The organism is Chitinophagales bacterium (assembly GCA_016787225.1).
Taxonomy (GTDB): Bacteria; Bacteroidota; Bacteroidia; order Chitinophagales; family JADJOU01; genus CHPMRC01.
In genome coordinates this window covers 1-11530 of the sequence record JAEUUY010000004.1, presented here as the reverse complement: position 1 = coordinate 11530, position 11530 = coordinate 1, and the positions used below count along the sequence as shown (strand labels likewise).

The following is an 11530-nucleotide window of genomic DNA, read 5'->3' as shown; positions in this document are numbered from 1 at the left end:
ATATTATTGGAAGCTGTTTTTACTTCTCTAATTTTCAACATAATTTACCTTAGTGCGACAAATGCCGCACTAAGGTAAATGTAAAACATTTGATATCAATACATTAAGAAAAATTGAAACTTTAAGTGGACAAGTCAGGAGATTACAAAAACAAGTGAAGTCAATTTAATACGATAATTCCATACCCTTCTCCTTAAGAAATTTTTTAGCTTGCTTGTACTTTGGATAAAACGTTTCGACTAGCCGCCAAAATTCCACAGAATGATCGTGATGTACTAGATGACAAAGTTCGTGTATGATCACATAATCTATCACCCAAAGGGGAGCGAATAGGGTATGTACCGATATCGTTATTTCACCTCTATTGGAGCACAAGCCCCAAGTGGTAAGATTATTTTTTAGGTTTACATTTGTTATCCTGCCTTGAATAGTCACTTGATTCCAATATCGAACACGATTTTCGACGATATGGCTATATTGCTTAACTATCTTCTTAATAAAACTTGATTTTGTCTTTTCGGACCATGCATTCGTCCAAAAAATCTCTCTATTTTCGAAATTTATTGGAGCGAGTCCATATTCAGCCGAATTTATGACCTGAAAGGGTTCATTCATTATGGAGACAATCTTATTTTCAAATAAACTTTTCCTTTTGAGCCACTTAGGTTCAGCCTCTAGCTTCTGCTGAATCATATTCAAAAGCTCCAGCTTATACTTATTTATGGTATCCGGGTTGGTATATCTATTCGGTAGGGTCATACTGATTTTACTACCACTAATTCGGTAGCTGTGATTTTTAACCTTTTTCAAGTATAAAAACACTTCTTGTTCGGTGTCTTGGACGGTCAGTATTTCCTTGGAGTATAGCACTTTGAATTATTGTCTTGATTTTATCGAAACATGTTATATTTGCCTGTAAAATTATAATTCCAATGATAAAGCCATTAGCTACATTATTAACAATATGGGGATCAATAATGTTCATCATTACTTTTTTTGTATATCTCAATAGTCCATTGAATATAGAGTATAATAATGCGGTAAAATACTCTATGGTCAATTCAGGTGTTGCCTTATCGTTTGCTATTTCTAGCCTTATCTTGATTGCTGGAATAGTATTATTGAAGGTCAGTAGAGTACCTAGATACGTTTAAAAAACAGTGGATAGCATGTCCTATGATTTCGGCAGAGCTAAGCAAAGCTTGAGTTCTATAGCTGTAGTCAAGCAAGATATTTTCGAGCATTCCTATAAAGCATTCGATTTATTGAGAGAATGTTCATCGGAATCGGCTCATGTATTAGAGGAAGATGTGTCCAAAGTAGATAAACGAGTTCTTGTTGAATTTCAAGATGTCAATCGCAATGAGTTTTGGCTGAGATTTGGGGGAGATTTACTGATATTTTCTCTTCACTCCAATGTGTTCTCCTTTGATCGATCGCATTCATTATTCAATACAAATTATATAGCTGAGAATCATTCACGAGCATATTTCTGTATGATAGAGGTATTTAATTTTTTAAATGATTCTGTGAAATACAATAGAATGAGAGATATAGGAGAGCTCGTGTGTAGAATATTTATCAATCGAGAAAATAAATTTTTTATCGAGGGTATGGGAGCTATAGGATCTTTATTTACAGATTTACCTAATCAAATATTTGAAAAAAATATGGTAAATCAGGTGGTAGAAAATTGTATAGTTACTAGCATTAATTACGACCTATGGGCGCCGCCATTCAATGAAGTGAGATTTATACCATTATATGAAATGGTAGAGAAAAACGGCGACTCACCGCGTAGGACATCTAAAAGGCTTGGCTTTGAGACAGGAGGAATAGCCGCTAGTCCGCAGATGAAAGTGAATAATGAATCTTAGTTGAGTGTAAATTAAAATATTGAAAATTATTGGCTCATTGTCGATCTATTTTAATTCTAGGCTTTTTGTAATGTATCGAACACACAAAATATATGATTTAAAATGAGCCTTAGTGTTGCAAATTAATAGTAAATAGTAAAGTAATTTAATGAATTATTACGTCAAGGAAGAACCCATAGTGCTCAAAGAGTATGGAAAAATTATCCAAAAGCTTGTCATGCATGCCAAGTCAGAAGAGGATAGAGAGAAAAGAACCAAAATGGCATTTGCAATTGTGGACTTCATGGCGCAGCTAACTCCTGCGAGTAAATCCACAGAAGATTATCTCAAAAAACTTTGGGATCATCTCTATTTCATAGCTGATTATGAGTTAGATGTCGATGCTCCTTACGAGATAGCCAAACGAGAGTTTATTGTGCCAACTCCAGAGCCGCTAGCTTATCCATCAGGGCATAATAAGTTCAAACATTATGGCAAGTATATCGTAGAGTTTATAGAAGAGGCGAAAAATCAATCAGAAGACCATAGAAAAGTCATAGCGGGTCCGATTGCTAGCTATATGAAATTGGTTCACAAAACATGGAATAACGAAGTAGTAAACGATGCTATTGTTAAGAATGATTTGTTTAACATTTCCTCGGGTATGCTAGAGATGGCAGATGATGAGTCAATAAGACATTTGCTACCAAAAGGAAAGACTACAAACAATTCTAATCAGAATAGAAATAATTCTAATAATAAGAAAAAGAAGAAGAAAAAGGGCGGAGGTCATAATCAAGGGAATAGACCCAACAATAATTTTCAGCATAAAAAATAGACAGATTTTTACTTTATGTGAATAAAGTTGAAGAGTTTCATTTTTTTAAACTGCTTTCTTGTTTACCTTTGTTTTATCAATCTAATTAAAAAACTTATACGTAAAATTAAATAAGTTAAATCGTAGTATGTCTGTATTCGAAATTAATGGAGGTAAAAAACTCAGCGGAGAATTAGTGCCGCAAGGGGCTAAGAACGAAGCTTTACAAATAATATGTGCTGTTTTATTGACCGATGATGAGGTCACTATTCACAACATTCCTGATATACGCGATGTCAATAATCTTATCGACCTGCTGGCATGCATGGGAGTAGAGGTTCAGAGAGTTTCTAGAAGTATTTGTAAATTTAGAGCCCACAATATCAATCTCGACTACCTAACCACCGATGAATATAAGGTAAAAGGAGCTGCCCTTCGTGGATCAGTCATGGTTTTAGGGCCTTTATTATCAAGATATAGAAAAGCTTTCTTACCTAAACCTGGCGGCGACAGAATCGGTCGAAGACCTATTGACACGCATCTTTTGGGCTTTGAAAAATTAGGTGCTCGTTTTGAGTTTGATGACAATTCAGATTTCTTTACTATCAATGCAGAGAAGCTAACGGGTGGCTATATGCTGCTCGATGAGCCTTCCGTTACTGGTACAGCGAATATCATCATGGCTGCTGTAATGGCATCTGGCAATACCACGATTTATAATGCAGCTTGTGAGCCTTACTTGCAGCAGCTATGCGCTATGCTCAATAGCATGGGCGCCAGAATTACCGGAGTAGGTTCCAACTTGATACATATCGAAGGAGTTAGCAAATTGGGTGGTTGTGAGCACACTATTCTCCCTGATATGATAGAAATAGGGAGTTTTATCGGTCTAGCAGCTATGACGGAGTCTGAAATCACCATAAAAAATTGCCGAGTGGACATGCTTGGTTTGATACCCGATGTATTTAGAAAACTAGGCATTCGGTTAGAGATCAAAGGAGATGATATTTATATTCCATCTCAATCATCTTATGAGATTACCAAATATATCGATGGTTCCATTTTGACGATTTATGATCATCCTTGGCCTGGCTTTACACCAGATTTGCTGAGTATTATATTAGTGGTAGCCATTCAAGCTAAAGGTTCTGTGCTCGTGCACCAGAAAATGTTTGAATCGCGATTATTCTTTGTAGATAAATTAAAGGATATGGGAGCTCAGATTACGCTATGTGATCCACATCGAGCGGTCGTTATAGGTATGAATAAGGAGCGTCAGTTGCGCGGTATTACTATGAGTAGCCCCGATATCCGAGCAGGAGTCGCCTTGCTCATAGCTGCGCTGAGTGCCAAAGGAAAATCTACTATTCAGAATATAGAGCAGATTGATAGAGGGTATCAATATATTGACGAAAGGTTGAATGCTATAGGTGCGGATATAGTGAGAAGGTAAACTATATACCCCTACAGCACAAAGGTATAATTTTTAATTTTCACAATTATGAATAGATTTCATGTATTTATTCTGTTATGCAGTGCTTTGCCTATATTCGTGCATGCTCAGTCTGGGGACAAGGTTAAGGATATTCAAAATCTGTACGCAGAACTTGAGAATTTACTCGCTCTTAATATCAATCTAAAAAAAGAATTAGATTCGATTAAACGAAACCGAACGGACTTGCCTAAAGGCTATTATCTAAGATTAGAATCTCCCAAGCCTATTAAAAAGGCATTTTCTTACACCATAATGCCTTCTTATATTGACAATAAGAAGGTTTATACAATCGGTAAATTTAGAGATGACAATTATGCAAGAAGTATTAGCATGTCGATTCGGTCTATCAACCTTTCAAATTATAAAGTTATCTATTTAGGAGATGATTCTTCAGTTGAATATGTTTTTTTAAAAACTAGCAATACGATGTGGGTAGAAGACTAATGGTGTCACTCGGAGGCTCTTAGCATCCACGAAAGATCACTCCTGATCCAACCCCATTCTCTCCACTAGAGCCTCATTATAATTTTGGCGAAAATCGATGAGAGCATCTTCTCCTCCTAATACTGTAAGCGTATTAGTAATAGTCCAATGTTGCATGGCTCATTGCACTAAACAAATACAGCTACGGCATTTACCATAGCAAAGTTTTAAAATGGGTTGGACCATTTTAAAACCGCTATTGGTATAAGAAGTCAATGAAGTGAAAAGAAAAAATAGAAGCCCACTTTCCATAAAACTAGTCACCTAATTCCTTAGTTTTCTTACCTCTTTTTTACAACTCAATAAAATAAAGCTTTTATAAATATCATAAAATCAACCTATAAACCATAATATGTTTATATTTTCGGGAATAAATCTTAAAAAAACCAACTTAGGCACACAGTTTGATTACATTTTTTCAGATTATATCTAAATCGTTGAATGATTAAACACTTACTTTTTTTTCTAATTATTCTTTGTAGTACCCCTTCCTTTGCGACGGAGGTTAAGTTTAGTGAGGCTACAGCCAAAGGGATAGAGGTAGATTACCTCAGTAGATTATACGTCACTTTTAGCAAGAAAGTAGTTCGATATAAGCTCTCTGGAGAGGTTGATAAGGAGTATAAACTAGCAGCTAAGGATAGTTTGATAAAGGCTTTTCTTATGCCAAATATGGAGGTTTTATTGGTCACCAAGAATCCAAAATTCTTGTATGTCATAGATGAGAACTTTAAGTTGATAGATTCGGTAGATACAAAGAAAAAAGCGGGCTTTAGTCCGCAACAACTATTATCCGTAGCCAAGGACGAGTTTGCTGTCATAAATACAGCTGGCAATAAAATTAGCACATATTCGTATGCCTTTGAGTGGAAAGCAGAGATTAATTACAATATGTCAGGCTTGGGTAAGTCTTGGTATTTTGTCAATGGATTTGGTGGAGGTTATCGTTATTTTTATTCCGAAGAGTCCAAAGGTATATTCCGAACAGATAACAATGGAGCGTCCAGGGGTTTTATTCCTACGGGTTCTGGACTACGAGAGTTTTATGTATTTATCAAGGACCAGCAAGAAAAAGCCTATGTATATCTTGGGGGCAGTTTTGTTGAAGCTTCATTTGATAATATCAATGATGTGAGAGTCAAGGCGAGTATTTCGCATGATAATGAATTGACTGCGATTTTACTCAATGAAGTGGCAGTCAAGCTATATAATGACAAATTTGTCGTCCTGAATGTTCAACCTAATTTTTAAAATAAACCATAATTAAATAAATTTTTCACTAAAACTAGTTGTATGAAAAAAATCTTTTATCTCACCCTGTTGTCCATGATAGCCTATACTGCTTCTGCACAGACTATCGTGGTAAACTATACACCAGGAACCTTGGGAGCATGCCACAATAGAGATACGGTATCCGTCACGGTTACCAACTCTACATTAGCCACTGTTACCAATCTTCGATTAGAGCCTACGCTCAATGGATTCAATTTTGTGTCTATGGTACCTGTGGCAGGTGTATCGGTAACCAATCCGAGCAATCTCACTCCACAAATGACGATAGCCAGTCTAGCTCCTGCAGCGTCTGTTCGTATACGATACTTTGTACAGTCGGGGTGTAATTCTACTTCTACCAATATAGCGAACGTACTTAAAACTAGCGGAGGTGCTGTGATTAATACAGCTAATACGGGTGTTATCAACGTCTTATTTCCATCTATCACTATGGCTGGAATTAGCAATACCTCGGCAGCGAATCAAACGAGTCCTGGTTTATTGACCAATCTGGTGACGGAGCAGGTATTGGTAAGAGGATTTACGATTAATTCTACGAATGCCCTTGTACCTCTTACACAGGCTAAGGCAGTGGTGTTGAATCAATTTAGATATTACCAGTTTATGGGGGTAAATAGAGGTACATTTTCTCAAACTTCGCAGGGCGATACCTTTACCTATACCTTTAGAGGCTCCGATTTCCAGACGGTAGGTGATGGCGATACCTTATTGGAAGTAGGCGAGAACTTTACCTTCTATGATACTATGCGTATCAAAGGCTGTAATACGGCAGTACCTTCTAATCTCGGTCTAAAATACTATGCTACCTGGGGTTGTTTTACTACGGGTGCAGCTTTTTGTGATAAGAGCTCAGATGTGAATGCCCTTGGGGAAGCTAGGGTAGTACCATATCAACTGACTACATTGAGTCATTATTCTGGCAATGGTTTTTCCAATGTATACGGTGCTGGCAATCGACAAAGTTATTGCAAACCATGGGAAGCTAGAACGACCTACCGCAATACGACTAATAATGGAGGAATACCTGGTGCTGGTACTATTTATGACCTTGAATTTTTCCAATCATCAACTATTTGGCCATTTGCAGCGGGTAACTTACTTCAAGGATTCACAAGAAATAGTGATGGCACTACCGAGTATATGGTAGATTCAATAAAAATTAATGGGGTCTTAGTCAGTTTTAAAGATACCACAAGTGGGGCACCGGGTTCTATTTTTTCAAATAATCTGTCTGGTTACGATTCTGTCATAAAAATAAACAAATTGACCTCGGCTACCTACACTTCACCGACACCGAGTGGCCTCAAAGACCTCGATGGGGATGGGCAGATCGATGACCTAGCCGAAGGTGATACAGTACAAATACAAGTTTTTTATCGTATGCAGGGAGAAAAGTTTACAGCAGCAGTAAATGCAAGGGCAATGGAGGCTAACGATAGAGCAATAATCTTCGATTATCAACAGACTCACACATCGGTGTATTTTAGAAATATGTGCAAGGAATCTGTTCTTCCTCGAACACAGTTCAATTTCCATTATAATTATCAAGATCTTGATCAATTTGAAGTGGGCGGTACCGAGGATTTTTATGGAGGAGGTGCACAACATGCAATGTATGTTAAGTTTTGGAATCAATATAGTTTACCACATTCCTACGTAGATACACAAAAAATTATTGTAAGAACAATTCTGCCTCCAGGTCTAAATTATGTCCCTGGTTCAGTAGGTAGAATGGTTCAGCAGGTTCCTAGTATATCTCAAATAAGTGCTCCTGGCACCCATTGGTTAAATGCAGCTCAGCAGTATGAGGTAGATGGACCGGGTGACTACGATACAGTTGTTTTTGTTTGGAACAATAGTTCTTTAGGAAATAATCAGCTAGGTGAGATTCCATTTAGAGTAACTTTGGATTGCGCTTCCTTAGCAGATCCTTGTGCAGATGTATTTCCTAGTGTAGCATTGGTGCAAGATTCTATTCGCTCATTTTTCTTTATGCAGTGGATTTCTGATGGGTCTGTTTGCTATAATGAACTGTTAATGAAAGATGGCTCTCCTATTCGTAAGCACTGCCCTGCGAATAAAAAGGGATATAATTTGACTGCTTTTGATGTGAAGAGAGAGACCATCGGTTTCTTGCCGGATTATCGAAGAGTGAAAATCACACCTTCCCATCCATTTATAGATAGTATAGACTATAGTCAAACTATACCTTATGATACCGTAAAGTATACGATAAGAGGTTATGTAAAAGATACTGCCTTCAATTCTGGTATAGCCTATGCACATTTTAAAAATTTATATGACAACCTTGATACCATTCGGGTACTACCTACTTCGACGATTCGTATCTTTGATGTGAGTTCATCTACTACCTACAATTTCTTCGTTACTAATGCTAGATATGTGAGACCTGCTACAGGTAGAGGAGATATCGAAATCAACCTCGGTGCTTTTGTAGATAGTGTGCGCGCTTCCGGTAATACTACCTTTATGATGGGTGGTTCTACTGGATCTAGTGTTTATACACCAGACTCATTTGTCATTGAATTCTATGGAGTCTTGACCCATAATTCACAGAGAGAACCATACCTCAATACCCAGCGCGATATCAGTCCTATTGGAGAATTAAAATCAGAGGTTGCTCAGGTCAACCAAGACTGTGAGCTTTGGGGAAGACGATTGGCAGTATTTCAACTATATTGGGTTGGTCAGCAAATATTCGACTACGTACCACAAGCCTCTACAGTAGGTGCTTGTGATATGAATGGAAATCATATGATGCGTATTTATTATTGGAATCTTCCTAGTCCGGATTATTTTCCCTTTGAGACCAGATTTTCCAATCGAATTCCTGACACATGGAGTATTACATATAACCCAGTATTTATAGATAGTATTTTTGGTCCTCAGATCAATTCCTTCTTAAGTTTTAATCGAAATCCAGCCGGTCGCCCTAATTTTACAGACTCTAATAATTTTTCTAGAAATGTTAGTTTTGGCAACCAACATTTACCACAAAATCAGCGTTTGATAGAGCGCTATCTGAATAGAATTGTGTGGAGGCTAGACAGTGTTTATCCAAAGATAGCGCCTACCTTTACCTCTGATGATTACCACCATTTCGATTTTGGTTTCTTTTTCCGCCCGACATGTGCGCTTCCTCTCAGTATACCGTATGCTAGCCATAATAATTCGGCAGGTAGCTTCATGCCTAATCTTTTCCGTGGTAGATTTATATACTGGCATAATAGACAAATGCCTAGAATTTTTGACAGTGTGCGTTTCAATGGCGGTACTGGTGGAGGTTGGACATCCTATTCAGCAGCTGCTACTAATCCAAACCATAGTTTAACAGTCAATCCTTCCAGTGCAAATATCGCACAGAAAGATACGCTAGAGTGGACGGTGACTGTGGGTAATACAAGCACCACGGCTATGCCTCGCACATGGTTAGACTTCAGAGCCAAGTCTGCTACCATAGTTCGAGTGGTGGATATCGCTACTAATACGGATATGCCATTGCTAACCTATGCTGTAGGAGCGAATCAATACAAATGGTCCCAAGTGGGCAATGTCCCAGCTTCGGGCTCTCGACAGTTTAGAGTTTTTGCTAAAGTGAACGGTTGCGAGAATGATACGATTGTTCTTCGAGAAGGATTTAATTGTAGCTACTATCCTACAGACCCTGATGCAGGTTATTTACCTCCGAATAATTATAAGTGTCCGCATAGAGAAAACGTGGCCTTCTTACCTATACAGATACCACCAGGACAGATTCAGGTAGTTATGACGAGTATTACCCCAGGTACCGGAGTGATTAATGTATGTGATACTATAACGGTAGAGTATAGAATTACCAATCTAGGTGCCGCGGATTTACGCAAAGTCAATTTTGCTTATACGATACCGGTATCATCGAATTTGACCTATGTTCCGAATTCGGCGAATTACAAGTGGCCAGCCACAGCTTCTTATCAAGTTCTTCCTGTGGTTCCTACCATTAATGGTGGTACCTATAATTTTGACATGACGGGATATTTCAAGAATGGTGTACTTCCTAATCAAACCGCTACAGGTGACAGTAATAGCGTGGTGGTTCGTATGCGATATGCCACGGGTTGTCCATTCCGTTCAGGAGATCAGATATTTATGAATACCACCGGTGAGCGAGCATGCGGAGACGTGATACAAGGTAATGGCTTTGCTACGTTACAGTTAAGAGTCAATGGTCTTCCTACCAATCCTAGTTTGACTATGGAAGTGAATCCATTTACCGTTTCTGATTTTGGTATGTGTGCAGATACAGGTAGAATCGAGATGTTGGTTCGACATACAAGTGGTTCTACGACCAATGGTTCGCAATATATTCAGTATGAAATGCCACAAAACTTTGTTTTGACACCGGGTACAGTGACCGTGACCAATCCTAGTAAATTTACGAGCACGACACCTACGGTGACTACGACGGGTGGCAAGACGATATTAGAGTGGAGATTTGCCAGCAATTTTGCTGTGAATGATACGGCGAGAATTCGTTTCGGTATTACTTCTACGAGTCAGCGTTTAACTTGCGCGAATAATTTATATACTAAGACGACGGTTCTTGAGAAGTACCCTGTGAGTGCAGCCTGTGCTTCAGGAGGTAATTGTAATGTAGATTTCCCGATATTTACCAAAGAAGATACCTCTGCTATTCAAGGAGGTATTATCTCTATAACGAACTTAGCAGTGACTTCTTCCTTAATCAACTCACCATTAGGTGAGACGGTTAACTATTCGTATACGGTGACGAATACAGGTAAAGCAGCCTCTAACTTGAGATTCAAGTTTATGGGTGGAGCTTTCATGACGGATAGTGTATTTACACATACCGTAGCTAGCTTAGCATCGGGTGCATCTACGAATGTGACAGGTTCCTATTTTGCTCCTGCGGGCAAGGCATGTGCATTGCGAGTTATGCTAGATAGTAGTGTAAATTGTGTCTGTTCATATCCTTCGGCCAGTGTGGGCTTTGGTGTTACCGCAGCTAAGAATGATACCACCGTTTGTTCAGGTACTACCCTTTCAGTGGGGATGAACCCAGTTTCAGGTTATACCTATTTATGGGGAGATGGCAATACGACGTCTAATCCTTCCTATACTTATACGAATACCGATCCTAATAACATGGATACGGTACGAAATACCTTATTCATCACGAGAATGGGTTGTAATTCATTCGATACAATAGTGGTTGCGATTAAGCCTATCCCCCAAGGATTAGCAATCACCCCAGACAACACGTGTTTATTGACGAATCCAATAACGTTTACTGCGAGTTCTACCTCGAGTGGAGTGACGTATGCATGGACCTTCCCAGGCGGAGGTAGTTCTACGACGAATCCTACGGATAGAACGATGTTGGCTGGTACTCAGAATGTGATTATCAATGCGACGAAGAATGGGTGTGCTACGACCTACAATGAGAGTTTTGTATTTTATGATTTGAATAATGCTGCTACGGCAGATAATCCTGTGGTATGTTTTAACTCTTCGACCTTGCTTCGTGCGAATTCTTCGAATGCGACGAATTTCCAATGGTATAGA

At 38.5% G+C, this 11530-nt stretch carries 8 protein-coding genes; 7 read left to right on the top strand and 1 reads right to left on the bottom strand.

All coding sequences use genetic code 11. From position 1 onward, the window contains the following. Nucleotides 1–165: 165 nt before the first annotated feature. Nucleotides 166–870, bottom strand: coding sequence for a M48 family metallopeptidase (locus JNL75_00545; protein MBL7788301.1), 705 nt, complete (start codon nt 868–870; stop codon nt 166–168). A gap of 62 nt (nt 871–932) precedes the next feature. Here JNL75_00545 and JNL75_00540 point away from each other — a divergent pair, with 62 nt between their 5' ends. From JNL75_00540 to JNL75_00510, 7 genes are all read left to right on the top strand, one after another. Then, the gene (locus tag JNL75_00540; GenBank protein MBL7788300.1) at nt 933–1154 is read left to right on the top strand and encodes a hypothetical protein; all 222 of its coding nucleotides are present in this window, start codon (nt 933–935) and stop codon (nt 1152–1154) included. A 15-nt stretch (nt 1155–1169) separates the two neighbouring features. Continuing rightward, nucleotides 1170–1877, top strand: coding sequence for a hypothetical protein (locus tag JNL75_00535; GenBank protein ID MBL7788299.1), 708 nt, complete (start codon nt 1170–1172; stop codon nt 1875–1877). Between the two features lie 148 nt (nt 1878–2025). Next, the gene (locus JNL75_00530; protein MBL7788298.1) at nt 2026–2694 is read left to right on the top strand and encodes a DUF4290 domain-containing protein; all 669 of its coding nucleotides are present in this window, start codon (nt 2026–2028) and stop codon (nt 2692–2694) included. A gap of 127 nt (nt 2695–2821) precedes the next feature. Then, nucleotides 2822–4126, top strand: coding sequence for a UDP-N-acetylglucosamine 1-carboxyvinyltransferase (gene murA, locus JNL75_00525; GenBank protein ID MBL7788297.1), 1305 nt, complete (start codon nt 2822–2824; stop codon nt 4124–4126). Between the two features lie 48 nt (nt 4127–4174). After that, nucleotides 4175–4612 carry a hypothetical protein gene (locus tag JNL75_00520; protein ID MBL7788296.1) on the top strand — a complete coding sequence of 146 codons (438 nt, stop codon included), beginning with the start codon at nt 4175–4177 and terminating at the stop codon, nt 4610–4612. 480 nt (nt 4613–5092) lie between these two features. After that, nucleotides 5093–5902, top strand: a complete 810-nt coding sequence (locus JNL75_00515) for a hypothetical protein (GenBank protein MBL7788295.1) — start codon at nt 5093–5095, stop codon at nt 5900–5902. A 42-nt stretch (nt 5903–5944) separates the two neighbouring features. Then, nucleotides 5945–11530: hypothetical protein (locus JNL75_00510; protein ID MBL7788294.1), on the top strand; the 5586-nt coding region annotated here is incomplete at its 3' end.

Excerpts from the sequence above, each read along its gene's own strand:
- JNL75_00540 (MBL7788300.1), top strand. The coding sequence starts at position 933 with ATGATAAAGCCATTAGCTACATTATTAACAATATGGGGATCAATAATG.
- JNL75_00535 (MBL7788299.1), top strand. The coding sequence starts at position 1,170 with ATGTCCTATGATTTCGGCAGAGCTAAGCAAAGCTTGAGTTCTATAGCT.
- JNL75_00530 (MBL7788298.1), top strand. The coding sequence starts at position 2,026 with ATGAATTATTACGTCAAGGAAGAACCCATAGTGCTCAAAGAGTATGGA.
- murA (MBL7788297.1), top strand. The coding sequence starts at position 2,822 with ATGTCTGTATTCGAAATTAATGGAGGTAAAAAACTCAGCGGAGAATTA.
- JNL75_00520 (MBL7788296.1), top strand. The coding sequence starts at position 4,175 with ATGAATAGATTTCATGTATTTATTCTGTTATGCAGTGCTTTGCCTATA.
- JNL75_00515 (MBL7788295.1), top strand. The coding sequence starts at position 5,093 with ATGATTAAACACTTACTTTTTTTTCTAATTATTCTTTGTAGTACCCCT.